Source organism: Hahella sp. NS-SX17 (genome assembly GCF_057367735.1).
The window spans coordinates 4,653,560-4,677,726 of record NZ_CM170632.1; the positions used below are offsets into that span (position 1 = coordinate 4,653,560).

The window sequence follows — 24,167 nt, forward strand, 5'->3', positions numbered from 1 at the left end:
CTGAAATTGCTGTCGCCAACCCGCATCAGCAAAGGATAAACGCCACTCCATCGACGGAGACGCCATCATATAGGAAAGTCATTGCAAGAAGGATGAAAGAGTATTAACGTTAGCGGTTTTTTTTGCCAGGGAAAACAAGAAGATATGTAACTTATGGAAGGTATGTAAGCGCCATTATACGGCTCATTGACCATCTGTCAACAGCGGGTATTTGATATGCATGCAATAAAAGATTTAGCGCCGGAATTACGGGCCCTGATAATCGAAGGATTGAATTATCCAAACGAAACAGGCGCTGTCAGCGTTCATTCGCCGCTAATGCGCCAGGGACATGTGGGGCTGCCCCTGTCTGTCGCTGTCAAAGTATTCGCGCCGCTTCTGACGCCCCGCCTTGCACAGGGCGATATCCGCGCCCTCTCCTTATCAGTCCTGCCTGAGACCCTAACGACGCTCATGTCGCAGAATCGGGTAGCGATACATTTTCCGGGTTCGCCTTGGCGAAGCTTGAGCCTTATCCCCTGTCTCACCGGTGATCCGACCATCCAGTTATCGGCGCAGGACTACCCCGACAACTATGTGGAATACGGAGCCAGAGCCAGGGTCTATCTGCAAACTGAAGCCCAGACAGTCAGTGCAGTTCAACAGTTTGAATGTGATCCTGACAAGGAATTCAAGTTCCCTGGACACAACAGGCTGAACAATGCGGATATCATCACCTTATACGAGCTGACCTGCAGGGATGACGCCAAACCAACCCTGGACCTGTTACACCCTGACGAAGCGGTGCATCGATATGATCGAGGTCTGGCGTCACTACAGCAACAAGTGAGAGTCGGTCGCAACCGCACGCTCTCAACGGTGGGTCGTATCTTGGCGAGCCGGAGTCTCTCACGCTGGTTCTCATTAGAGGAACTGAACCGCTGTTTCAACAAACTGTTTCTCGACACACTGTTCGCCCGTGTGGCCCTGGAGTCGAGCTTTGACCTTCCCATGCTTGCGGAGATATTGACCACGTTGGCGCATACATACCGCCCCCATCTCACAATCTCTCCATCATTCAAAGAACTGGAGACACTGCCGGATCTACCGCGACTTCGGAAGGAGAGTGAGTCTGAGTTGCTGGAGTTTTACGAACAGTATGAAGCAGGACTTTTCACCCAAGGTGAGCGCTATAACAAGCATGGCGCTATACTTTTCACGACTCACAACAGTGCAATCCAACAAATAGATACGCTTCTCTCAGAACGATTTGGTCTTACCTCTCCAACATTGTGGCACAACGAGGTAAACGCACTTGGGAAAGATTCTGTCTCAGGTTGTTGCTCAATTGTCGCCATCCATATGTTGAGAAAAAATTTCATGTACGCCACCACAGCCCTTCCTAGCAACAAAGCTGGCGGCGTCAGGCCTCTTGAGCACTTCATTGAAGCGGAAATATACCGCTCCGAGTTAAAAGCCAATGTTAAAAGGAGGCAAAGCGCCGCAACACTTTTCCAACAGCTTAATCGCATAAATAAGCAGCTAATTACGCTTGTCGAAGACTGCAACGCCGAAGCAGGTTTCCCCATTCCTCTCTCTCATTCAGAGATTGCCAATAATGCAGCGTTGATAGGGCGAGTCACGGCTCAACCGGTCCAATCGCCAGCAACCGGACAAGTTATTCTTGAAGCCAATAAAGTCATCAGGCCACGTCATCTTGGTCAGATGCAGAACCATCAGGTGCTCGGCGTTGTTGTAAGGTCCCCGCTAACTTGCCAAGCTGAAGCAGGCGTTTGCCAAGTATGTTGTGGACAGTCTCCAACGCTTCAATACTGGTCGCCGCTCAACACAAATATCGCCGCACTGACGAACATTACATTCGCACATTTATCTAAAACTATAGAGCCCATTGTTGTGAGTTTTGGCGCTGCAACTTTTCGCACGACTCCCAAAGACAACATCACACGTGCAAACAAGTCTGGATGGGTCCAATTTGCAGGGTTAAGTACTCTTATCCATAAGGAAGAACAAAAGTTTGTAGCCTGCTCCTTCAATGGCAGAATAAATATTCTAGATGACGCAGGAAACCTGTGGTCCAGCGTTCTGGTTGGATATGGGGATACATTGTTAGTGCAAGATGGGATTCAAATCAAAGCAGGAGACGCTCTTTTTCAAACCCACCCCTACCATCAGCCTATTATCGCTCTCGAAGATGGCGTTGCTGTCTTTCACCAGCTTATTAAGGACGAGACATTCGAAGAAGTCCATGACGAGCTTACCGAACTGAAATCTTTCATTATTTTAAATAAGCGTCAAAAAGATAATCGCACCCAGTCTCCCACAATACTTATTTACTCTGAGTCCGGTGCACAACTCTCCAAGATTCCACTCTTGCCTAACGACTCCATATTCATTACTGACAAAGCGACCGTACACAAAGGCGAAAAAATAGGAGCAAGGAATAAGCAGAGCCCAAGCAAAGATCTCTATCACTGCCCTGACAAACTGGAATACTTTCTGACTGGACGCGCCTCCAAATACGCTTATGTACAAAAACAAATAATATCACCTGTTAACGGGCGCCTTTCTTTCGAAAAGGTCCCCCCTGCCTCTCGCTACGGTGGGAGTCTATTGCACCCCACCATTACGGAAACGAATGGAAAGCGTCACACACTCGAGCCGAGCTATTTCTATTCTCCAGCTCTCGAGGGAGCACAGATCTCTCGCGGCGACATCCTCGCAGACGGAATCCCTTGCATACACGACATATTAAAGTATCAAGGACTGCGTGCAGCGCAGCGATATCTGCTGGAAGCAATCATGGAGGTTTTCATCCACGATGAAATTCCCATACGCAGCCTATATATAGAGGTATTGATCAAGGCGCTGCTGAGCCATGGCAAAGTGACTGACTCTAACAACCCCCGCTATCGGAAAGGCAAGAAATACCCGTTGGCGGAATTGTCGCAGGCGGAGGCGGTGTCCTACCGCCCCGTATTCACTGGCATTGCGCCCTATTTAGCGGCCAATGATTAAGTCTTTCGACACATTTCTTACTTAATTAGCACAGGTGACTCATGGCGAAACCAGAAATTTATGTCAGTACCGATGTGGAAGCGGACGGACCGATTCCCGGACCGCATTCCATGCTGAGCTTCGCGTCAGCGGCTTATACGGCGGAAAAGGAATTGGTCGGGACCTTCTCCGCCAACCTGGAAACACTCCCTGAAGCCTCCGCTCACCCGGATACACAAGCCTGGTGGGAACAGAATCAGGCCGCCTGGGAAGCCTGTCGCCAGGACCTGCAGCCGCCGCAACAAGCAATGCAGCAGTATCTGCAGTGGCTCAAGCAATTGCCCGGCAAGCCGGTTTTCGTCGGTTATCCCGCTTCCTACGACTTTATGTTCGTCTACTGGTATCTGATGAAATTCACCGGAGAGAGTCCGTTTTCTCACTCTGCGCTGGACATCAAAAGCTACGCGATGGCGGTGCTGAAAACGCCCTTCAGGGAAACCGCCAAACGTAAGATGCCCCAACATTGGTTTGATCCCCTGCCCCATACTCATGTGGCGCTGGACGACGCCATCGAACAGGGGGCGCTGTTCTGTAATATTCTGCAGGAGAACCTGAAATAAAAAAGACCGCAATTGCGGTCTTTTTCATGTTTGGATATTTAGTGATGACTAATAACTGGCGAGCGCTTTTTTTATGGCCTTGATATCGTCTCCCACCACCCGACGGTATCCCACATAAGTCACGGGGTAACCGCTAATGCCAAGGGTACGGATAAGCTGCTCTTTATTGCGCGCCTTCTCCACATCAATTTCCTTGAACGCCATGCCGTCATCCCTAAAGGCGCCACGCAGTTTTTTGCAATAAGGACACCAGTCGGCGCTATACATCACGACCCTCGGGGAGCCATCTGAGTTGAAGTGGGAAGACGTCAATCCACGCTCTTCTGAAGTGAGCAAGCCATCGCCATAGTTCAACGCCAACGTCGTCGCCACCTCAATGCTCATATCGCCATACGCCCGCTCTTTGCCGACAATCAACAATGGGAATGAGTTATAGGGAGAGAAGCTGTCCCACAACAGGCGGTTTTCCGCGTTGGCGTCCACCACCACTTCTTCGAAAGCCGCGCCTCTGCGTTCTAATTCGTCTTTGACTTTAGCGCAGGGCTTCTTGCAATCGCTAAAGGTAAACAGCAGCGTTCTGGGAGAGCCATCGGCGTGATAAGCGCCTTCGGGCTGGGTAAACGGAATCCACTCCGGCTTGAACTGATAAATGAGACCCGCGATCACCGCCAGGACGAACAACTTTTTCATGAAAAACACCACGACAACAAAAAGGCGCGCAATGAGACCATTTTTTGCCCGTGTGTGCAAACATTACTCAAACATCAAGGCCGCCTGCTTTTTCCGCCGGGCTCGGTTAGCGTGAGACGCGGGTTCGCTTTTCCCGCTTTGCGCCATGTCAGCATTCAATTCACCGAGCAGACGAGATGCGAGTTCGGCGCAATCCGGGGCGGCCTCCAAACCATTTCCGAACTTGCTGCGCTGGAAAATCGGCATTTGCGGCGGCGCGTCGTCGTTATACACCAGAAACACCCGCTCCTGACGCAAACGATCCAGCAAGTCCTTGAACCATCTGGCGTAATATCTTGATTGCGAGGACGGAATATCCCGCAATGAATAGCTTTTTCCAATCCAGCAGGCCGCGCCGATACGGTCAGGCATTAACATAGTGCGCCCCGCCTCCCGCAGTAATACGCTGGCGTAAAATGGGCTTTCCGTCTTGAGCAGATCCGCTTCAGTAAGGGCGTCTTTCGATTTCAGTAAAAATGATCTATCGTGCAACATAAAATCAATTTTTATTGTGTTTCAGGGTAAGTTCAATCTAACTGCAATTCCAAACTAATGAAATCAGCCGAAGGGAATATGCGGAATGGCGGTGAGCAGATCCGTTAATTTTTCAATTCGAATTAATTACATAAGGAATTCGAAATTTACCACTTGTCCGGGCGGTCAGGATTAGGCATCCTAGCCTGCTTTCTTCGTTATAACCAAGCTTTGTTGTTTTTTCGTACAAAGCTCCAGCGCAGCCGACTCATGACATCTTCTACAAGCCACTCACGTCTAGCCTTTATTCTAGCGATGGCGGTCGCTCTCGGCCCTTTCGCCATCGACACGTACCTACCCGCCTTTCCCGATATCGCCAAAGCAATTGCCGCGGATATTCACGACGTCTCTCTCAGCATCAGCGTGTATATTCTCGGGCTTGCTATTGGCCAGTTAATCGGCGGGCCATTATCAGACCGTCTTGGCCGCAGTCGCATCATGCTCATTGGCCTGGGCGTATTCCTGGTTTCCTGTCTCATGCTGTCGCAGAGTGAAAGTCTGGCGTCCCTGCTGATCTGGCGCTTTACACAGGCCTTCGGTGGCGGATGGTGCGCCGTAAGCGTGCCCGCCATTATTCGCGACCGCACGGAAGGACAGGAAACCGCCAAACTGTTTTCTCTGATCGGACTGATCATGATTGCAGCGCCAGCGATCGCCCCGACGTTGGGCAGCACCATTCTCGCTTTTGCTGACTGGCGCTGGATATTCCTGTTTCTGGCGCTGTACACCGGGGTGGTAATCGTCACGCTCTGGTTTTCCTTGTTCGCCGATGCGCCGCCTCATTCTCCGCCCCCTAAGCGCAATGTGCTGACAGACTACATGGAGATTCTGAAAAACACCGCCGCCCTGCGCTTCATCTTTATTCAGTCACTGGGCTTCAGCGTCATGCTGACATTTTTGACCCACGCCTCTTTCATTTATCAGGAATGGTTCGGCTTGTCCGACTTTGCCTTCTCCATGCTCTTTGCTGGCAACATTGTCGTCATGGCCTTAATGAGTATGGCCAACCGTACATTGCTGACCTGGGTGGAGTCCGCCCAATTATTGCGGCTGGCGGTATGGCTGCAGACCTGTGGGGTGGTCGCCCTGGTGTCGATTGCGGTCTTCCACCCGTCACTGTATCTGTTCGCGCCGGCGCTGATGCTTTCCGTAGGCTCTCTGGGAGCCGCCATGCCCAACGGCTCCGCCTGTTTCATTCAGTTTTTCAAGAGCAACAGCGGCACAGCCTCTGCGTTGATGGGCGCATTGCAATTCACTATTTCCGGCGCTATCAGCGCCTTGTCATCCGCCTTGTCCGACGGCACACTGATTCCCATTGTCGCCATCATGCTGCTATGCGCCCTGTTGAACGCCGCTTTCGCCTGGGGCGCTCCCAGTGCAGCGCGAAAAGCCTTTGCTGGCGCATAACCAAGACATAATAAAGGGGAAAGTCTTGTGACTACGCAGCCTGTGCAGGACATCGCCAGCATCGACGATATTCAAGATATCGTCGAGCGCTTCTATGGCCTGCTTTTAAACGATGAGCAGGTTGGCTTTTTCTTTACGGACATAGCGGCCATTGACTTACCCGCCCATCTGCCGCGCATCATCGCCTTCTGGAACTCTCTATTGTTCGGGGTGCGCGCAGGCTTTCAAGGCAGAGTCTACGAAGCCCATGCGGCGCTGGACGCCAAATCCCCTTTGCGCCCAGAACACTTCGAACGCTGGCTTACTCTGTGGCGGCAGGAAATAGACCGTTATCACGCAGGGCCGAAAGCGGAATTGATGAAGACCCGCGCAACCGCCATCGCCGACTCCATGTCCAAAGCATTTGAGACCGCCCGCAACGCCACTCCCGGCGATGACGCCAACTTTTACTCCGCACTATAAGCTTGATTTCTCGTCTAAACTGGTAGTCAAACAACACACTGACTCCAGCAACACTAAGGGCTGGCCTTTCCTCAGCTTCAACCCGCCCGAACCTGCTCTTCCGCATTGACGGCGATGGATGGAAAACCGGAAAGTCCAGCCACAAGCACAACGCATAATGAAGAAACTTAAAGAGCTGCATGTTGGTTTACTCGACAGGCTTATTCCCGGCGGCGCGTCCTTGTCCGAAGCGCAACTGAGCCGCCGGAGAGTCCTCGTCGGTCTGCTGTTGTATGGCTTTGTCAGCGCTGCAATGATGGCGACGGTGCGCTACGCCACTGACGGCTGGAGCAGCTCGACCGTCGTCGTCGCCTTCGCCACGCCATCCCTGTTATCCGGCCTGCTCGCTCTCTGGTTGACTGGACGACCCGGCCTGGCTGCGGACTTGCTATTGCTATCCACGCTCTTCATCATTCTCGCCACCGCCTGGAGCGACGGCGGCCTCACTTCTCGCGTGCTGACCTGGCTGCCAGCGTTGCCGCTCATTGCTGGCTTCGTCGGCGATAAATATCGGGCGCCGGGAATTGTCCTGTTGGCGGCAATCGGCCTGTTCGCCATTCTAAAGGCCCACGACATGGCGCTGATACAAGGCAAAGGCTGGGATGACTCTTTAATTGGACGAATGTCCGCCAGCATCGCTTCCATGATCTTTGTCGCCATCATCGCCCATATCTACGAGGAAGCAAGACGTCGCGCCGAAGCGGAGAAAGACAGGCTCGACCACATCCGTCGGGAATGGGTCGCCGTCGTCAGTCACGAGTTACGCACGCCTTTAACCGCTATCCAAGGCTCATTAGGACTGTTGCAAAGCGGCCGTTTCGACCATAACCCGGAACAGAAAGCCCACATGCTGCAAATGGCCTGCAACAACACCGTGCGCCTGGTAAAACTGGTGAATGAGGTGCTCGACATAGAGCGCATCGAGTCAGGCCGGTTAACCTTGGACCTGGCGCCATTAGACCCCGGGGAGCTGATTCAGGAAGCCGTGGACACTATCACTCCGGCCGCCTCTCTGCAGAGTGTAACACTGCGCTACCAACCTCAGGCCGCACCTCCTGTCAAAGCGGACCACGACCGTTTGCTGCAAGTGCTGCAAAACTTACTGTCAAACGCCCTGAAATTTTCCCCCCACGGCGGCGTGATCGAGGTAAAGCTTCAGGATAAATCGGAGAGGCTGAATATTGACGTCATCGATCAGGGTCCCGGCATTCCCCAGGAACTGGCCAAACGCCTTTTCACTCGCTTCGCACAAGCCGATACTGCGGCCAACCGCAGCACCGGAGGCTCTGGTCTCGGTCTCTACATCAGCAAAGCTATTATTGAGCAGCACCAAGGACACATCGGCTTCCAAAACCTGCCTGAAGGAGGCTGTCGCTTCTTTCTGGAACTGCCCCGCGTCTGAGCGGCCAAGCCTGCAATGAAGAGCAGCTAGTCCGCCTTTTCTTCGTCCACATCATGCTCTTTGCGATAACGCTCCCAGTCCTCCCAGTCGAAGGGCGTTCCGGCGTTGGGTCGATGCAAATGCCTGGCCCGCTCTTTAGCGTTCTCCTGCAGACTGTGCTCTTTCTCGTCTTCTTCATCGAAGCCGTATTTCTTCATGAATTCATCGGGTTTCATTGACAACTCCTTGCCTGACGACATTGTCTATTTCAGCGTAATTCCAACGGCTGTTACATTCTTACATGCGATCGCATCAAGACTTTTCAAGGGAATAGTAGATAACGCCACCGTCACTAAGTGCGCGCAGACCAATAGCCCTCTGCCGCACTCATCCCTCCAGCGCCCGCTGCACACAACCCTGAGAACATCCCTCCGCCTCTCCCGCCAACCACCAGCGCATCACACCTTGCAGGCAAATATCATTGCCATGTTAATCATCAGCTAGATGAGCATTTATATGGAGGAAAGTAATAAATGGGTCAAAAATGACCCGGTTAGGCGGGTAAAATCAGATTCGCTAACCCCTTCTATAATGAAACATAGCGGTTTCCTGAAATGTTCAGAATCAGCCTCACGGAAAGGCCGTGAATCTTTGGGCTTGGCATTATGACTAAACATCTCACATTCGCCCTTGCGCTTCTCCTGATCGCTGTCGATAGCACTGCGGAGGCTATCCGGATCGCTGTGATCGGAAAAACAAAGAACGACAGCTTTTACATCTCGTCCTATAACGGGTGCCAGCGCTTTGCTGAGACACACTCTGAGGTTGTCTGCATCTATGATGGTCCAGCTGATTTTCAGGACCCCAGATCCCAGGCAATGGTTGTGCAAAGAATTCTAAACCAGGGCGTCGATGGATTGCTGATATCAACAACGGATTCAGAGCACTTGGTGCAAAGAGCGCTTGTTATCGCCAAGTCGAAGTCTATCCCGACAATTATGTTTGACTCTGATTTACTTCCGGCGCACAGAAGTTACAGGATGGCTTATGTCGGGACTGATAATGTTGACTTTGGCAAAGCGCTCGGCAACTACGCAAAGCACTACAAGCGTTCTGCAAGCATTACAGAGTTCTGTATTCAAAGCGGTCATCCCACCACTCCAAACCTGAATGAACGTATTGACGGCGTTCGTCTGGCGCTGCGAGAGGGCTGGAGAGAAAACAGTCGCTGTCCGCTCTATTCAGAGGGTAAAAGAGATACTGCAATCTTCCAGTTGGAACAAATGATTACGGCCTACAAACCTCCTCCCATAATTATCGCCGTTGCGGGTTTTGCTCAGTTTTCGCCGGACTACATCCCCCAATTCAAGAAGTTTGCGCCTAGAATTGCTGACAATGAAATTGTCATCGTTTCCGCCGACACAGAACCTTTACAGTTAGAGGCGCTGTCAGAAGGGCTGTCTACCGCGAATATTGGGCAAAGACCATTTGAAATGGGCAGATTGGGCGCGGAATTACTGTACCAATATATTAAATATGGCGAAGAGCCCGATAAGGAGTTTTATCATCTGGATTATCATTACTGCACACCGGAAAATATTGAGTCTTGCAATGCAGAATAGAGTCTGAGAAGCACCCGGATATTTTCCCAGTTATCGATAACTTTGAGAGACGGCTAAACCTCATACCATCTGTGACTTGGTTAACACAGAGTTTTAAAGACCCTCAGCGCGGCTGAGGCAAAGCATAAGCCATTGCAGCTACACGCCTATTTGTGCAACAAGCCTACAACGGCTTGCTAATTTCACTGACATACTCACGACCTGCATCCAGGTAATGAATCCGCAATGCAGCCGCCATATGGAACTCAGCGCCCATACCTGACCCTCCCATACATTTTCTTGCCGCAATCTCTTCCTCTATATATCTAGTCCTTAAAGCATCTAAAGCCTGTAAAATATCTTTCAGGCTATGCTCAAGAATAATCTTATCAAGCTCCGTTTTCATTTCTTCCGGTAGTCCGCCAGTCGTTACGATTCTTATCGAAAAGATCTGGTTCAACTGCTCTTCTATTATGCTCACAGCACTTAGCCTCCCCTGAGTGTTATCGTCACCAATACTGGCCCAGCGAAACGAGGTTCTGCGCATGTAATGCACAATGGCGCCTGGCCTTGTTAAGAGTTTGATTCATGGTGCTCCTTAATACCTTTGTAACACTCTTCGCAATCGACCGAAAAGCCGCTGATTTACGAATATAACCCCAAGCCCCTACAGCGGTTTTTATCGGTTAGGTGGAAAGTTGCGCGCCCCTGGACAGCCAACAACAACAGGTATTCTACCGGGAACATGACCGCCATGTGACCTTGAATGCCCCCCTGACGGCGATCAGCCAGATCAGCGGGCTGACATTCGTGACGCCGCCAGAGCCCTACGCCACCACCTAAGCGCCGGCGTTTTACTCCTGGGGCGGCGGTTATCACTCCATGGACGCCTTGGGGAAGTGTACGCCATCCCGCAACTGACCTGGCAACAGCAAGACGACGGCGCGGTCTACGTGGGCGGGTGGGCGCATAGCTACTGAGCGACCCGACCCGTGGAGATCCCGACGAATTTATTAAACGGCTTCGGCGTGGCTCACCGCGCCCGCCTGCCAGCAACGCCAAAACTCCGCCCAGGCGTCTGGCTGAACCAAACCCATTACGTCACCCAGGTGTCTCTGGCCGACAATCATATGAACCTGACCTGGAGCGCTGCGCCGTGGACGAAGAGATTAAAAAGATAGTATTGCGAATGTTTCCAGAACTGAGCGGGAATCACCACTTGCCGCGCCTGGCCAAGGTGGTGGCGATCAGCGCCCCCCTGCAAAAGCCGGAACTCTGCGACCGCTTCCGTCCCCGCTACGCCGTAGACGTCCGCGTCCTGACGCCCCAGGGCGAAGACGACCCGGAGTTACCGCTTTATCGTTGCGTCCCGTTGCCGGTGTCTTATGGCGGCATTGAGCGCGGGCAATTTGGTTTCCCGGAACCCGGAACCATCGTGGAGGTGGCGTTCGCCTACGGCCTGCCGGATCAGCCCTTTATCCGCACGGTATTGGGACAGGGGCTAGGAGCGTCCAGCCCGGTGACCTGGTGTGGCAGCACTCCGAAGCGGTGCGCCAACGTGTTAGCGCCAAAGGCGACTGGCTGCGGGAAACGCATGGAGACATAACCGACAAAAGCGCCCGCCGGCGAGTGGAGGCCCTGGACAACCAGGAGCGTTACCAGGACAGCCGAACCGAGGTCAGCGAACATAGCGCGGAGCATATCGGCGGCGGATAACCTGAACCTGACCACCGCCGCCGATCTTAACCAAGCCGTCGCGCGAAACCGCCAAGCGTCGGTCCAAGGCGACGACACGCAGACCAGCGCCAACCATCGCCATAGGCGGTGGGGGTGTGGATGTGTTACAGGTGATTGCTGATCTGATCGGGGTGGTTCAGGAGTTGGCGGCTACGACTGCGAGCCACACCCACGGAGGCGGAGGAAGCGGGACGCCATCAAGCAGTGGGAGCCATAGCAGCCAGGCGAGCCGCGCAGGCGCTTTGAAAGGTCAGATTAGCGGGCTTATGCCTTAGTTTGAATCTTGAGAGGCATTCGCCCCTATTGGTTGGCTTTTAGAAGTATTCGGGCGGCTATAGCCGCCCGTGGTGTGATTAGTCTTTGCAGGAAGGAGAAGTGAGCGCAGCGACTAGGCGAGTGCCTAGTTTGGAACCTGGGCTTTCAAGCTTTTTCAGTGCATTCAAAGTGGAAGCCAATTGCTAACCTTTTCACAAGGAGTCCTCTCTTGTAGAGTCCCAGTATGGGACTTCCATCTTCTCTAATATTTCCCAGAGGGCGCCTTCACCATTCATTTTTTTATATTGCAATTCGTTATCAAATAGAGGAACCAATTGAATAAAGCTAATATCTTTACCAAGCTCATTTTTTACTGAAGGAATTAATTCATCTCCATCAGTAAACATAAATGTACGCGCAGATGTACCCCCCCATAGGTTATAGGCTAAGGTTGTGGTATCTCCGCTATTAGGGATACCTTTTGCGCCATTACCATGAAGAGCAATCTCTGCTAATGCATCCGCGATACTATCTACTTCTGGAGTGAGCCCTATAAAAAACTCACAACTTTCATTTGAGTCGCCAAGTAAGTTACTGGCTCCAAGCGTCACATACATTGTAACGCCTTCGTTTGTTTTCGATTCGTCCCACTTTAACACATAAACTTCCTGCCCATCTGGCGAGACAAATTTTGCAGTTCTAGATGCTTCACCGTATTTGGATTGGTAATAGTCTAAGATTGCCGTCATATATTATCTATCCTTTGGCGGGGTCCATTGGCCTTCGCCTTTATCTAGTGGTTTGCTACCTTTTGAAGCGTTACATGATTTACAGGCGCCAACAAGGTTGGGGGGGCTCTCACTCTATCACTTCTAACATCCCTTGAGTCGTTATATCCACCTTCTATCCAATCCTGTTTTTGAGACCGGATATGGTCAACCTCGGTCGAGTCATTCGTTTTACAATAGACGCACGTTTTGTCTTCTTTAAGAACACGTGAAGAAAAACAAAACGGCTTGAGCGATGGTTTTATAAAACCGGCCCAAACTCAAACTACGGTCATCCATAAGTGCATCCTTGTGCAGTTCGGTTCTATTGATGGGATCTTTGAGGAAGGGGGTAGTATAAACCTTGAGTTACAAACTGTTGCAATACTTTTAGCTAGCGCCTTGCCGGAAACTCAGCCCTCCGATCCCTGCAATAATTGCAGATGAAGCGACACCAAAAGCTTAATGAAGCGTATTTTGCTGACCAGCAAGGGTTAGACGCCGCCTTGAGTGTTCCACCTTCATAGAAAAATTCACTCCTCCCCACGCCTGCGCGATTTGAGTAAATGTCGAGTTTATGAAATTGGGGTTAGGCCCTAAGCCCCCAGGGGGACAGACTTTGGAAAGATCAGGATTTCAATTACTGAATAATTTGTAACCAAGTTGTAACAGTTAATCTGGTGTAAGACGATGTGATGGGGTCGGGTAATTTTTTATGTTTACCTGTATATAAATACAGTTTATTTCTCACGTGACTGGAAAGTCGCACGCTTTTTCGTAGCGAATGACTCGGTTTTCTGATGAAGTTTCCATGAAAAGTGATTTGATTCAATAACTTGCGAGCTAGCCTGTTGTGATAACGAGACACCCAAGAAAGTGTATATGCGCACGCACGGTCTCTTGTAAATGAGGTAGCTTGACTTTCTGGGGTTTTACACTGGAATCAGTGGGCTGGAGGAACTATCTTCAAAATATTGGAATGGAAAAACGCGCATGCGCGATATACAAATGTTATGTGCTGGAAATTAACAACTACTGGAGGTTTGGTCTTGAAAATAAATGCACTATTAATTTTATCTCTACATTTTCTTCTTTTTGGCTGCTCAGCTGCGTTAGTGCCTTATACAAGTGATCCAAGAACAAAAATTGAATATGCATATCAATTGATCGGACAGGAGCGCGCAATACCTGCCGAAAGATTGGCGAAAGAAGCGGTAGAAGAATTTGAGATGAAAGGAGACTTTCAGGGCGCTGGGCACGCATACACAGCATTAGGAGTTTTATATAGTAGCCAAGCATATCGCTCCGCTGAACATTTTTTCCGTGAAAGGGGTGATTATGATCCGACGCACCAAACTTCAATTAGCTATCATTTTAAGGCTATGGAGTCATTGCGAAAGGCTGGCGATCTCTGGGGCGTGGCGAACTCTTGGGTTGGAGTTGGTGATGGTTATACGAACCAAGGAGATAACGAGCAGGCATGTAATGCATACTCACAAGGTCTAGCGGCATTTACCGATCCGGAGGCAAAAGTAACCGAATACATTTATAGTTGGAACCCAAAATATCCATTTTATAAAGATATGCTGGAAGCGCTTGTTGAGAAATCCTGTGCAGAAAGCACATAACAAAGCCATCCAGCTAACCCGCTACCTTCCACGGCTTATGTGCCATTACGCTGCTCTCCATTTTAGCACAACGCCGCTCCAGGTAGCGGTCAGCTGATAGCGGCGTTATGTGCTTCGACATTATGAATAGCAATCAAGATTTAACAAAGGGCTGCGCAGACAAATACCCATTGCATGGCTTGTATATTTTTCGTAATGAGGACACTTTTGAGTCCATTGCCATTTGTGATCACGACTTTGAACCTATTCTTGAAGCATTATCTCCAGGGCTGGATGGTTGGGAAGGGTTGGCCTACGAATACCATTGCAATGAGACATGGAAAGAAGCACCTTGGCACGTATGTAACGTGGATTTAGCTTATAACCAAGTAGTCTCTGGTGCTAAGGTATGTGTCGAATATTTCAATAAAGATAATATATCAGAACTATTACAATTCCTTAACAAAGCCAAGAGTCTTGATTGTCGGGTTAATATTAAATATGAATGGGGTGGCACCTAGATCGCACATAACCAAGCTATCTACCGGACTCCATTTCCGTCGCTTGGTTTTTGTGCTGAGTAGCACAAAAACCCAATTAACTACAATTCACCGGTAATAGTGGCGTTAGCATTCGGGAATAATATGGAAAACGATTCAATTAAAGTAATAAAACAATCAAAGTCAGAGATTGAGTTTTCATTTGTATTAGGAAAAGAGAAAGATGCAGCCGAATATTTGGTAAAATACATCAGTAGTGGTGACGAGATCTCATTGGCAAATAACGAAGACGAAGGAGGCGAAGGAATAACGTCAATTATGTATAAAGATGGTGTGTTTCTATTCAAGAACGCTGGGCATGGCTGGACCGGTGATTGGAATGTAATATCTCAGGAGGATTTGAAGGCAATGATTGTTAAGTTGGCGCCTCATAATGATGGTAGTCATTGGAGTCTAGTTGGAAGGTTGCGAAAATGCTAACAAGTAAAGCCAGCATCGCCCCTGCGGGGCTGGACCTCCGTTTCGGCGCTTCGCGCATACACAACGGCCGCTGCTTTAGGCGTTATGTGTAAGTAGAAGATATGAATAAGAAGAATAGATGGGGTATTCCCAAAATCACTAATATGGCTCATGAAAAATTCTACGGGCTTGTTGGCGAGCATCTCTCGGAAAGTGATATTGAAACATGGAATAATGAGTCAGGTGCAAGGGGGTTCGTTGCTCACAATGCCCCAGATAATTCATGGGAGTCTGTCGTCGGGTTTGTTCCTGACGCTGTTTTTTATTCCCAAGTTACTATTGGCTTAGCAGTTGATCCTGGTGAGCAACCCGAAATTTTTGCAAAAGTGTTAATTTGTCGTGAAAAAAGTCATGAATTTACATATTTTGTGTGGCGGCCAAACACATAACAAGGCCATGAACGATCGGCCCGTTATAGCGCGTTATATAGAAATAGGTCGTATATATGTCAATGCCTAAAGAAGGTAGTCGACAGATTGTCGTAAAAAATTCACAGTTTATGTGGAGAGTTAGAGATAACGGGGATCATAAGTCAGTTACTATTCAAATGCAGGACCAAGGGCCGCTTTTATATGCAAGTATAAATTCATGGGATTACGCCGAATATATGGATCATCCAATTACACCGGGGTTGGTATCCCTAATTATAGAAGGAGCTTTAGCAGATGGTTGGCCGTCAGGGCAATCAAATACTAAGCCCCACACTATTACGGTGACTACTGAAATGTTTGAAAATTCGTTAAAAAAACGAGAGCCATCTGGTGAAGGGAACTAAATAACAAGTACGTGAACCGGCCCCCACCTACGCTTTAATTTTATGCGTGTCGCTACGCTCCATTTTCGCATAAAATCAAAGCTCCAGCGCAGTCCGGTTACATGGGCGTTATGAGTAGAGAGAGGTCATGACTCAAGAAGAAATATCTATCTATGTAGCATGGTTTGCTCACGAGTTTGGAGCAATTTCGAGGCAAGAGTTTCTTGAAGAGGTCTATAGTGTAGTTAGAAATTGGCAAGCGCCTAGTTCATGGGTATTAGAGCATCTGTCCAGTGGTGAGTGGGCGCATTTATATGAAAAAGATGAGTTGGAATCTAACCACCAACTAATACTAGAAATATTGAAGCTTGCGTTTTTGAGGTTCTCGCTACAGCCTGTTCAGTTGAAAAATGCTCTAGAAAGGTTCTTTCTTTGTGAAGAGTATGGTGGTTTTGAATGCCCTGATGAGAAGCTTAATCAAATATATGAGTCTTATCAGGCACCCAAATTAGAGCTTGAAGAAAGTAAGTTGCTACAAAAGCTTTCCCGATACTTTGAAAGCGCATAACAAGTGCAGGCAACATCGGGCACTGCGTGCCCTGGACAGCCTTTCCGTGGCTTCGCCACTATCGCACCAATCGTTCCACTCCAAGCCTGCCGTTGCTGCAGGCGTTATATCTAATGAATAATGGTTTCAATCCAGACGGTTTTCTTGTTGTAGGACAGTTTCAATCCACGCCCTCACACGGAGGGCGACTCCTACTATAGCCCGCTGTTTTCAATAATCTTAATCCCGCCCGTTACGACCTTTGACAATTCTACCAGTCCACACATCCTTTAAAAAGGCACCCGCCCATAACTGATCTACAATCAATCCAAAGCAACCACCCAAAGCAACCACCCAAAGCATCAGATTATGTGTGGAAGATTCAACGTAACCGACGCCCCCATGGTTATCGCCCTAATGGATTCGCTTGGCTTTGATACGTCAGGACTTAAACCGCATTTCTATCAAGATGACTTATTCAATATTGCCCCGACTGATCACGCGATGGCTGCCGTTCAGGAGGAGCTAAGAAAGTTCTTCAGAGAGATGAGGGGGTGGCTAACCCCAAGCTGGACGCCAGAGGTAACCAGCAAATACAACATGTTTAACGCTAAGGCCGAAACTATAGAAGCAAGCCGCGCCTTCAAAGGTCCCTTTCAACATAGACGAGCAATCATACCTGCCAGCGGCTTCATTGAGTGGAAGACAGAGAACGGAGTCAAACAGCCCTACTACATCAAACCTGAAAGCGGCCTCTGCTTTTTCGGTGGAGTGTGGGACGTATGGGAGAAGGATGGCAATCATCTTGAGTCATTTGCCATTATCACAACTGAAGCATCTCCAAGCTTCCAGCACTTACATAGCAGAATGCCAGTACTCCTTAACCCCGAACAGTTTGACCAGTGGCTAAACTCTAACACCCCTTTGACTGACATTAGGCCCATGCTCACACCTCGCGAACTATCCAACTGGGAATATCAGCCTCTAAACATCGCGGTCAACAATTCGAGAAATAAGAGTAATCAAGCGGCAGAACCAATTGGCAAATCAAGAAAATTTGATACGTCTTTCGGATAACTAGTTGCTGTATAGTCTTTCGAACAAGTGCTTGAGAATTATTCTCATTATAAATTTCTCTATCGATGATCAAACCGCTTAAACAAATTTAATACAGAAAAAATATGCCTTACAAATATGAGTGGAACAGATAATGGAATATATTAATTTATTAATCATTCCAATTTTATTAACTTTTGTTCTTCAGTACTTGTTAGGACCAGCATTTGCTTACTTTAGCCAGAAAATACCGACAAAATTCAAGTTCAAATTACTAGACAGTGAAGCTTTTCTAGTAGAACGAGGAGAGGTCTTTAAAAAATTACACAACCAAATATTAGGTTCCGACTTCCGATACATTGGCTCATCAGAGTTAAACATGAGCAATAGCAATATTTACTTCTCCATTTATTATAGTGAAACCAAGAAACTAACCTGCACTTTAATGACAGCTCACAGCCCCCACATCTCGCCAACAACCCAAATTGAGTTTACTCAGATTTATACGGATGGAACCTTTTTAAACGTCAACAACAACAGCATTATAGGCGCATATCCAAAGTGGTCAATCAAAGAAACCCACAGATTTCAAAACACAAATAGCTTTGATGAACTACTTATCATTACAAACAAGCTTATAGAAAAGTATAAAATCCACCATTTACCTAGGGATTTAGCTCGAGGAGAAGAGCTTAAAACTATTGAAAGTCATCTAGATGATGAAACACAACATCTTATAGAAGTTGGCTGGGTCTCGCCTAAGGAGCATAACAATTTTTATCACCTAACATTAAAGGGTGCTGTCATGATGACGTGGAAGTTTTGCTGGCCAATTAAGTCGCTTATCAATCAGGCCGACGCAAGAAAGTCCGAAGCCGCACTGAGAGGCACATAACAACGAGCCATACCAAACCGTACATTTGTTAGACCAGGCATTAAGCTGCGAGATAATAGAGTAATGGAAAGGGCAATAATATTAGAGGGTATATTTCCTGAGTGGAACACTGGTGCATCATGCTCAAAATTATAGCAAATGAGCACATCCTGAATTTAGCCTGGCGCTAAACTCTGGTACACATAAATTCCTGGCAGGTTAGCGCGGCTGTAGCTTACTGAAAATTCAATGATTTTTCTTCCCCCTTCAAAATAGAAACGGCTCAGAAGCCCAGATGTGTTAGGTTAGCGAAAAAGAGTAATTAACATTATTGAAAACAACGAGCTATAGTTTGGGAGTCGCCCTCCGTGTGAGGGCGTGGATTGAAACACCACAGTGAAAGCGGAGTCCACATTTCGGGAAAGTCGCCCTCCCATGCGGGGGCGTGCTTTGACTTGTTATACGATTACTCATCGTCAAAGCTAATAATGGCATTACTTTTCTGGCCTTCGACTACACACAATATGCTATCTCTACTGAATTTTGTAACTGGGTTCCACGAGCTACCGGAGAAATTTGTGTAATATTTCGGGCTCTCGAATCCTTGTTTCAATAGCGAACTTATAGCACCGCACTCCTCTTTATTGATAGACACCCCTCCATACCTTGATGCTTCTAATAGCATTTGGTTAAGGTTCTGCTCGAATGTGTCCGAGTCTATCTCGATTAGCTTATCTAAGATGATTTCAATTCCTCCAATTGGGTAGAACTCCAACGAAGTATCAATACCATTCGTAAGCTCAGTGCCTTCATCAGAAAAAACACCAACCAAGCATTCATTCAGAAATGATTCGAATTTTTCTAACTTTTCTCTCTCGATCATATTTTCGTATAACGCCTAAAGCTCAGGCAGAAAAACCAGAACGAAGCGGCGGTTTTGATGTCGGGTGCCTTTACTTGTTATGTGATTTGCACAATGACTCATAGCACTCGCATGCCTCCGGACTGACTAGGTGAGAGTAACGCTCGTAGTATGAGCGAAACTCTTCATTTTCTTTAACCTTGAAATTAACCCATGAGATGAACTGTGCTTCAAAACTTTTTAGAAGGTTAACGCGCGCAAACACCAACTCTGCTGTTTCTGGTGATTTTTTCAAGATTTCGTTAAAAAAAGAGAATGCTTCTAGCCATGCCTCGCTCTTTGAATAGACCAGTAATTCTTCTATAACTCGCTGGTGATATGTTTCCGGGATTAAAGGCATTATTTCAACAACACCCAAGTAGACGCCTTCGTTTAAACCACCAAGTGCGTCAATAAACCTTAGCCAATCTTCATCACCATATGACTGGGTAATGCTTTCACTCATTTCATAGCCTATATCACACCACCCTTGGTCATCGGTGGTATCGAACATTTTAAGAAAATTTTCTAGGCTATCTTGTTTCTTGCTCATAGCTTCCTTTCACATAACGCCTTGCTAGACCGTGACAAGCACGGAGTACCTTTTGTGTGATACTGAGCAAAGCGAAACACAAAAGGTGCGGAGTGTTTGGTATCGGTTTAAGCACCTTGTTAGGCATTTTTCTCGACCCATATTTTGTATGCAAGGTTTACACGAACCTTATGCCTTTCGTAAGCTACAGGTGCATTAACCTTAATTTTAGCTAGAAGCCGTTGAAACTGAACTGCCACACTTTGTAAGCGTATATATAGTAACGAACGCATTAGATAAGTGATAAATTGTTCTCCAGCGTAGGTGACTTTCTCAGCGTTCTCGATCTCCAAAGACGTAACAAAATAGCTTGTTACCTTCTCAATATCTGGTTCAACAGCTTTCCTCAAAATCAGCTCATTTAAGATGATAAGCCCATTTACAAGATGATTATCTGAAATTCTTTTATCCATAATTTCGATAATTTTGACATAGCCTAAATCTGGTTTTTCCAGTAAATAATCCATGACACCTTTTGGAACGCCAGACCTACAAAGCTCTTTCTCGAGTTTCTCAGTATTCCATGCCATAGTGTTTCGTATTTCCTAACGCCTCAAACACGGGCCGGAGCACGTAGTGCGGAGGTCCAGCCAGCTGTGCTGGCGAGCGTGCTTTGACTTGTTACGTGTTTTACCACCCGCGAACCTGCTTTGCCATATAGTCAAAAAAGCTTCCAGACAAATCGCTTTCCTCCGGTGGTACGTCATAAGCCCAATAAGTGATTAGATATTCCCCTGTAGCCTCATCGAATGTTTCCATATCAATACAATCAAGATCTTCATCATAGCCGACATTTATTATCAAAAGATTTGGTGGAATACGCTCATTTTCTTCGACTTCTTCACGCCATAGCCGATTTATATTGATTATATGATTCGGAGACTCAAAATCTGGGCCGATACTAGCTAGCCAATCACCATAGTGCGCAGATTTCTCACAAAATCGAATATGACTCTTAGGCAATGCACACCCAAAGTGCTCTTCAATTTTTGCCACAGACTCTGGTGTTGGTGGCGGAGCACTATTCAAATGTACATGGCGCTGAGCATCGTATTGTTGCGCCAGACGGTCGATTTTTTCCATTACACGTAACGCCTAGCTAAGCTGGCAGTTGCAGCGTAGCGTAAATTGCCACTGCAACTGCAACTGATTATTATGTGCTGCAACATATCTCCGATGCTGTGTTTATCCTTGTTTTCGCGCATATTCTTGGAGCAGATCCGGAAACTTTTCCTGCGGTGGAAACTTGCAGAAACTATGCTCTGCACCAGTAATAGCCCACTCCAGCTTTTCATCTGTGTAAGTTTCTATGAATGGCTTGTAGGTTCGAGAGTCCTCTAGCATCGTTGAGCGAACATTGACAAAGTCATCCATGCCTTCGGGTCGAGTGAACAGCCAGCTCATACAATGCCCACAGAAAAAGTGGCGCGTGCTCCCATGCAGTCCACCGATTACAGGCTCCCCAGATGTGATCGAAAAGGCAGCGCTCGGAACTAGCGAACTCAGGCTGAACGCGCTTGATGTCATTTGCTGACACCCTGTGCAATGGCAGGCCATAGTAATCAGTGGCTTTGCGCTGACCTCGAATTCTACCTGTCCGCAACGGCACTGACCTTTAATCTTATGAAATGTGCTGTTCACTATCATCTATCTCCAAGTTCATTATCGCTAGAGTTTATACGCATTCCGAGCCTAGGTATTGGCGGCGAGCCACTGTAGGGCACATAACGCCCCAATCACCAGGTCAGCGGAGTGGAGCAATTTTTGTGGTATAAAGAAGCGTAGCGACACCACAAACAATTGTGCAACGTAGCTGGCTCCGGGTGCATTGGATTGTTATGTGACATCACCAATCGCCATTTACAGGTGGCTTAAGAACCGTCTTTAGATAATCGAAATACTTTGGATCATCATTTTTAAAGATGTCTTTACCTGCCCCCATATATGCTCTGGCCAGTTCGTCGGATGCCCTATCCATATTACCCAACTCAAATTGAGCTTGGCCAAGCCGCATATGTATAAATGGATTCCCAATCGCGCCCGGACAGTGCATTGCATCCGAAAGAGCATCCTTAGCCTGTTGGTATGCACCTGCAAGAAAATTTACGTCACCTATAGCAGTTAATAGCCAAGTGCTTTCATGCCACTGTTCGATCGGGACTGGGAGAAGATTGAGAGCTTCAATAAATTTCTCAACAGCCTGCCTATATTCACCATCATCAGCAAGAGCATTGCCTTTCTCTGACAAATCGCCAATTTTTTCCTGTATCTCGTCTTGAAGATCCACGGCAAACCCAATATTTGTATACAATATTAACGAAACAATAAGTGTGACCCGAAGCAAATTCACTACGACCTCACACAACGCCCGCCTCAACGGCAGACAAAAATGGCTCTTAAATTGCGCAAGCAATTTGAGTGACAGTTTGGCTGTCCGATTGCAGGCGCTTGTTCAATGCTGTGCAAACCATAATGTCTGGCGCCTATTTAACTTACCACCACAAATTTTACAACTCATGACGGGCAGTTGCGACATTGCCTGCTTTGCGTCATCCGCTCTCTTTGCCCCTGCATAAGAAACAAAATCTGGTGTTGCAGACATGCCAGATCTATTATTGCAGTGCTCACATATAACATTTTCAAAGTGTACTCTGTAGAGAGTACCATCAATATTGAGTAAGCGAAGGTAAAAGTACCTTCCAGGATGATCGATAAGCGCGAGCACAACCTCAGGGTTTTCAGAAAACTCTTTAAGATCTCTTTCTGCGAATTCGCAGGTTACTCTGCTAAGCTCATACCCGTTATATTTTTTCTCACTCAACAGCACTTCCCACTCTTCTTTAGTGGGTATAAGGATATTTTGTCCCCAATCATCAATCTTGCGCATAGTTATTTAGGCATTGAACGCCAAGTGTTGGGGCTGCGCGCTTTTTGCGCCGTCCCAGCCGAAGGCGACAACCACGCCTAGTTATGAATTTTTGCTTTCATACACGTTACTACCAAAATGAGCAACAAATCGATTTCGAATTTCTCGGAACCATTTTTTCTCATACTCTGGATTAAGCCCTTCACTAGAAATAACATCCTTCGCAAATTCGTCCGCCCTCCAAACTCCAAGAGATGCGATACGATCTTGCTCTATAGGCGGTAAACAGAACCCCAAGTCTACGCACAGTTTTCCTAATAAATTTTTGATTTCTTTATCCAATTCGATTACTCATAACGTTTTGCTAAGAGCTAGCCGAAACGCAGTGTAGGCTGTCCCATGGAGGCCACGTTTTTTGTGGCCGGAATGTATTTGAGCAACTTGTTAGGTGTTTGCATTATCACGTAACCACCTTTTAGCTAGTGCAAAGGCTCGATGACGATTCTTTTGCGAATTACATTTATTAGAGCTAAATAATTCTAATGCCTGCACTATCTCTGAATCTAGTTGCACTCCCTTTTCTATCCAGTCAAAAGCTTGCGGTGCCCAGCCGTCAGTAGGCCAAGTAAGAGCTGCAAGTATTACTTCTTTATAGGAGTAACTAGATAAATCCATATCTTCCATTGGATTAATTAGCTGTGAAACAAATATACTCGGGTTCATTTGTACGCCTAACGCCTGCATTTGGGACCGGAGCACACAGTGCGGAGGTCCCAGCCCGCGCAACGGGCGAACAACATGCACTTGTTATGTGTTGGGCTACAATGCGGCTTCATATTCTTTTATATAATGTTCAACTTCATGAGCCGTACCTGTATGGGCAAGCTCACCTGCATTGCGATTAACTATTATTGGAGCATTACCACCGAGCATTTCACGAAAGTCACCAGTTTCAACGTAAGCTTTGCTTTGGTAGAAAAACACCCAACCCCATGGCTTTTCGATCGTTTCCTCTTCGAGGACAACGCATTCAATAGGATTGTACTTATCTTTGGTTCTTTCTAGCTCAGACTCAACCAAGCTTTGTGCTTCATGCTTATTCATACTTGTGGCACATAACATTTGTATATCGCGCATGCGCGTTTTTCAATTTCAAGACTTCGAAGATACCCCCTCCAGCTCACTGATTCCAGTGTAAAAACCCCGAAAAGTAAAACCATCTCATTTTCTAAAAACCGTGCGTGCGCATATACACTTTCTTGGGGGTCTCGTTATCACAACAAGCCAGATCCCAACTTATTGAATCAAAGCACTTTTCAGAACAGCATCATCGGAAAACCGAGCCATTCGGTACGGCAAAGCGTGCTACTTTCCAGTCACGTGAGAAATCAGCTGTATTTATATACAGACAAACATAAAAAATTA

At 47.6% G+C, this 24,167-nt stretch carries 32 protein-coding genes; 17 read left to right on the top strand and 15 right to left on the bottom strand.

The window, feature by feature from the left end; translation table 11 throughout:
• Positions 1-216: 216 nt before the first annotated feature.
• Both AC2IBB_RS20530 and AC2IBB_RS20535 read left to right on the top strand, forming a co-directional pair.
• The gene (locus AC2IBB_RS20530; RefSeq protein ID WP_486328623.1) at positions 217-3,015 is read left to right on the top strand and encodes a hypothetical protein; all 2,799 of its coding nucleotides are present in this window, start codon (positions 217-219) and stop codon (positions 3,013-3,015) included.
• Positions 3,016-3,056: 41 nt separating this feature from the next.
• Complete coding sequence (locus AC2IBB_RS20535; protein ID WP_486328624.1) at positions 3,057-3,614, top strand: 3'-5' exonuclease family protein; 558 nt, start codon at positions 3,057-3,059, stop codon at positions 3,612-3,614.
• A 48-nt stretch (positions 3,615-3,662) separates the two neighbouring features.
• Here AC2IBB_RS20535 and AC2IBB_RS20540 read toward each other — a convergent pair whose 3' ends face one another.
• On the bottom strand, positions 3,663-4,304 hold the full coding sequence (locus AC2IBB_RS20540) for a glutaredoxin domain-containing protein (RefSeq protein ID WP_486328625.1): 642 nt from the start codon (positions 4,302-4,304) through the stop codon (positions 3,663-3,665).
• 63 nt (positions 4,305-4,367) lie between these two features.
• Complete coding sequence (locus tag AC2IBB_RS20545; RefSeq protein WP_486328626.1) at positions 4,368-4,838, bottom strand: hypothetical protein; 471 nt, start codon at positions 4,836-4,838, stop codon at positions 4,368-4,370.
• Positions 4,839-5,087: 249 nt separating this feature from the next.
• On the opposite strand from AC2IBB_RS20545, the gene AC2IBB_RS20550 reads away from it, so the two are divergent.
• From AC2IBB_RS20550 to AC2IBB_RS20560, 3 genes are all read left to right on the top strand, one after another.
• Positions 5,088-6,284 (top strand): multidrug effflux MFS transporter, encoded by a 1,197-nt coding sequence (locus tag AC2IBB_RS20550; RefSeq protein ID WP_486328627.1) that lies wholly within the window; start codon positions 5,088-5,090, stop codon positions 6,282-6,284.
• Positions 6,285-6,311: 27 nt separating this feature from the next.
• The gene (locus AC2IBB_RS20555; protein WP_486328628.1) at positions 6,312-6,746 is read left to right on the top strand and encodes a group III truncated hemoglobin; all 435 of its coding nucleotides are present in this window, start codon (positions 6,312-6,314) and stop codon (positions 6,744-6,746) included.
• Between the two features lie 157 nt (positions 6,747-6,903).
• Positions 6,904-8,187, top strand: a complete 1,284-nt coding sequence (locus AC2IBB_RS20560; protein WP_486328629.1) for a sensor histidine kinase — start codon at positions 6,904-6,906, stop codon at positions 8,185-8,187.
• 26 nt (positions 8,188-8,213) lie between these two features.
• On the opposite strand, the gene AC2IBB_RS20565 is transcribed toward AC2IBB_RS20560, so the two are convergent.
• A complete protein-coding gene (locus AC2IBB_RS20565; protein WP_486328630.1) occupies positions 8,214-8,402 on the bottom strand; it encodes a hypothetical protein in 189 nt (62 codons plus the stop codon).
• 429 nt (positions 8,403-8,831) lie between these two features.
• Between AC2IBB_RS20565 and AC2IBB_RS20570 the strand changes: the two genes are divergently transcribed.
• Positions 8,832-9,788 carry a substrate-binding domain-containing protein gene (locus AC2IBB_RS20570; protein WP_486328631.1) on the top strand — a complete coding sequence of 319 codons (957 nt, stop codon included), beginning with the start codon at positions 8,832-8,834 and terminating at the stop codon, positions 9,786-9,788.
• 163 nt (positions 9,789-9,951) lie between these two features.
• Here AC2IBB_RS20570 and AC2IBB_RS20575 read toward each other — a convergent pair whose 3' ends face one another.
• The gene (locus tag AC2IBB_RS20575) at positions 9,952-10,248 is read right to left on the bottom strand and encodes a hypothetical protein (protein ID WP_486328632.1); all 297 of its coding nucleotides are present in this window, start codon (positions 10,246-10,248) and stop codon (positions 9,952-9,954) included.
• A 209-nt stretch (positions 10,249-10,457) separates the two neighbouring features.
• On the opposite strand from AC2IBB_RS20575, the gene AC2IBB_RS20580 reads away from it, so the two are divergent.
• From AC2IBB_RS20580 to AC2IBB_RS20590, 3 genes are all read left to right on the top strand, one after another.
• Complete coding sequence (locus AC2IBB_RS20580; RefSeq protein ID WP_486328633.1) at positions 10,458-10,610, top strand: hypothetical protein; 153 nt, start codon at positions 10,458-10,460, stop codon at positions 10,608-10,610.
• A gap of 313 nt (positions 10,611-10,923) precedes the next feature.
• On the top strand, positions 10,924-11,373 hold the full coding sequence (locus tag AC2IBB_RS20585; RefSeq protein WP_486328634.1) for a hypothetical protein: 450 nt from the start codon (positions 10,924-10,926) through the stop codon (positions 11,371-11,373).
• A gap of 226 nt (positions 11,374-11,599) precedes the next feature.
• The gene (locus tag AC2IBB_RS20590) at positions 11,600-11,779 is read left to right on the top strand and encodes a hypothetical protein (protein ID WP_486328635.1); all 180 of its coding nucleotides are present in this window, start codon (positions 11,600-11,602) and stop codon (positions 11,777-11,779) included.
• 192 nt (positions 11,780-11,971) lie between these two features.
• Here AC2IBB_RS20590 and AC2IBB_RS20595 read toward each other — a convergent pair whose 3' ends face one another.
• Complete coding sequence (locus tag AC2IBB_RS20595; protein ID WP_486328636.1) at positions 11,972-12,508, bottom strand: suppressor of fused domain protein; 537 nt, start codon at positions 12,506-12,508, stop codon at positions 11,972-11,974.
• A gap of 1,067 nt (positions 12,509-13,575) precedes the next feature.
• Between AC2IBB_RS20595 and AC2IBB_RS20600 the strand changes: the two genes are divergently transcribed.
• From AC2IBB_RS20600 to AC2IBB_RS20635, 8 genes are all read left to right on the top strand, one after another.
• Entirely contained in the window at positions 13,576-14,154 is a 579-nt protein-coding gene (locus AC2IBB_RS20600; protein ID WP_486328637.1) for a hypothetical protein, read from the top strand.
• A gap of 122 nt (positions 14,155-14,276) precedes the next feature.
• Complete coding sequence (locus tag AC2IBB_RS20605) at positions 14,277-14,654, top strand: hypothetical protein (protein WP_486328638.1); 378 nt, start codon at positions 14,277-14,279, stop codon at positions 14,652-14,654.
• 123 nt (positions 14,655-14,777) lie between these two features.
• A complete protein-coding gene (locus AC2IBB_RS20610; RefSeq protein WP_486328639.1) occupies positions 14,778-15,113 on the top strand; it encodes a hypothetical protein in 336 nt (111 codons plus the stop codon).
• Positions 15,114-15,214: 101 nt separating this feature from the next.
• Positions 15,215-15,541 carry a DUF440 family protein gene (locus tag AC2IBB_RS20615; protein ID WP_486328640.1) on the top strand — a complete coding sequence of 109 codons (327 nt, stop codon included), beginning with the start codon at positions 15,215-15,217 and terminating at the stop codon, positions 15,539-15,541.
• A gap of 56 nt (positions 15,542-15,597) precedes the next feature.
• The gene (locus tag AC2IBB_RS20620) at positions 15,598-15,927 is read left to right on the top strand and encodes a hypothetical protein (protein WP_486328641.1); all 330 of its coding nucleotides are present in this window, start codon (positions 15,598-15,600) and stop codon (positions 15,925-15,927) included.
• Between the two features lie 127 nt (positions 15,928-16,054).
• Positions 16,055-16,474 carry a hypothetical protein gene (locus AC2IBB_RS20625; protein ID WP_486328642.1) on the top strand — a complete coding sequence of 140 codons (420 nt, stop codon included), beginning with the start codon at positions 16,055-16,057 and terminating at the stop codon, positions 16,472-16,474.
• Between the two features lie 396 nt (positions 16,475-16,870).
• A complete protein-coding gene (locus tag AC2IBB_RS20630; protein WP_486328643.1) occupies positions 16,871-17,530 on the top strand; it encodes an SOS response-associated peptidase in 660 nt (219 codons plus the stop codon).
• A gap of 133 nt (positions 17,531-17,663) precedes the next feature.
• Entirely contained in the window at positions 17,664-18,404 is a 741-nt protein-coding gene (locus tag AC2IBB_RS20635; protein ID WP_486328644.1) for a hypothetical protein, read from the top strand.
• Between the two features lie 445 nt (positions 18,405-18,849).
• On the opposite strand, the gene AC2IBB_RS20640 is transcribed toward AC2IBB_RS20635, so the two are convergent.
• The 10 genes from AC2IBB_RS20640 to AC2IBB_RS20685 form a co-directional block, all read right to left on the bottom strand.
• Positions 18,850-19,266: a hypothetical protein gene (locus AC2IBB_RS20640; RefSeq protein ID WP_486328645.1), complete on the bottom strand. Its 417-nt coding sequence runs from the start codon at positions 19,264-19,266 to the stop codon at positions 18,850-18,852.
• A 70-nt stretch (positions 19,267-19,336) separates the two neighbouring features.
• Entirely contained in the window at positions 19,337-19,837 is a 501-nt protein-coding gene (locus AC2IBB_RS20645) for a hypothetical protein (RefSeq protein WP_486328646.1), read from the bottom strand.
• 119 nt (positions 19,838-19,956) lie between these two features.
• Positions 19,957-20,406, bottom strand: coding sequence for a hypothetical protein (locus AC2IBB_RS20650; protein ID WP_486328647.1), 450 nt, complete (start codon positions 20,404-20,406; stop codon positions 19,957-19,959).
• A 100-nt stretch (positions 20,407-20,506) separates the two neighbouring features.
• On the bottom strand, positions 20,507-20,959 hold the full coding sequence (locus AC2IBB_RS20655) for an SMI1/KNR4 family protein (protein WP_041598828.1): 453 nt from the start codon (positions 20,957-20,959) through the stop codon (positions 20,507-20,509).
• A 102-nt stretch (positions 20,960-21,061) separates the two neighbouring features.
• The gene (locus AC2IBB_RS20660) at positions 21,062-21,523 is read right to left on the bottom strand and encodes a GFA family protein (RefSeq protein WP_486328648.1); all 462 of its coding nucleotides are present in this window, start codon (positions 21,521-21,523) and stop codon (positions 21,062-21,064) included.
• Between the two features lie 199 nt (positions 21,524-21,722).
• Positions 21,723-22,226 (bottom strand): tetratricopeptide repeat protein, encoded by a 504-nt coding sequence (locus tag AC2IBB_RS20665; RefSeq protein WP_486328649.1) that lies wholly within the window; start codon positions 22,224-22,226, stop codon positions 21,723-21,725.
• 102 nt (positions 22,227-22,328) lie between these two features.
• Positions 22,329-22,763, bottom strand: a complete 435-nt coding sequence (locus AC2IBB_RS20670; RefSeq protein WP_486328650.1) for a hypothetical protein — start codon at positions 22,761-22,763, stop codon at positions 22,329-22,331.
• An 81-nt stretch (positions 22,764-22,844) separates the two neighbouring features.
• A complete protein-coding gene (locus AC2IBB_RS20675; protein WP_011398304.1) occupies positions 22,845-23,084 on the bottom strand; it encodes a hypothetical protein in 240 nt (79 codons plus the stop codon).
• A 102-nt stretch (positions 23,085-23,186) separates the two neighbouring features.
• Positions 23,187-23,465 (bottom strand): hypothetical protein, encoded by a 279-nt coding sequence (locus AC2IBB_RS20680; protein ID WP_486328651.1) that lies wholly within the window; start codon positions 23,463-23,465, stop codon positions 23,187-23,189.
• Positions 23,466-23,561: 96 nt separating this feature from the next.
• Positions 23,562-23,846 (bottom strand): YrhB domain-containing protein, encoded by a 285-nt coding sequence (locus tag AC2IBB_RS20685; RefSeq protein ID WP_486328652.1) that lies wholly within the window; start codon positions 23,844-23,846, stop codon positions 23,562-23,564.
• Between the last annotated feature and the right edge of the window lie 321 nt (positions 23,847-24,167).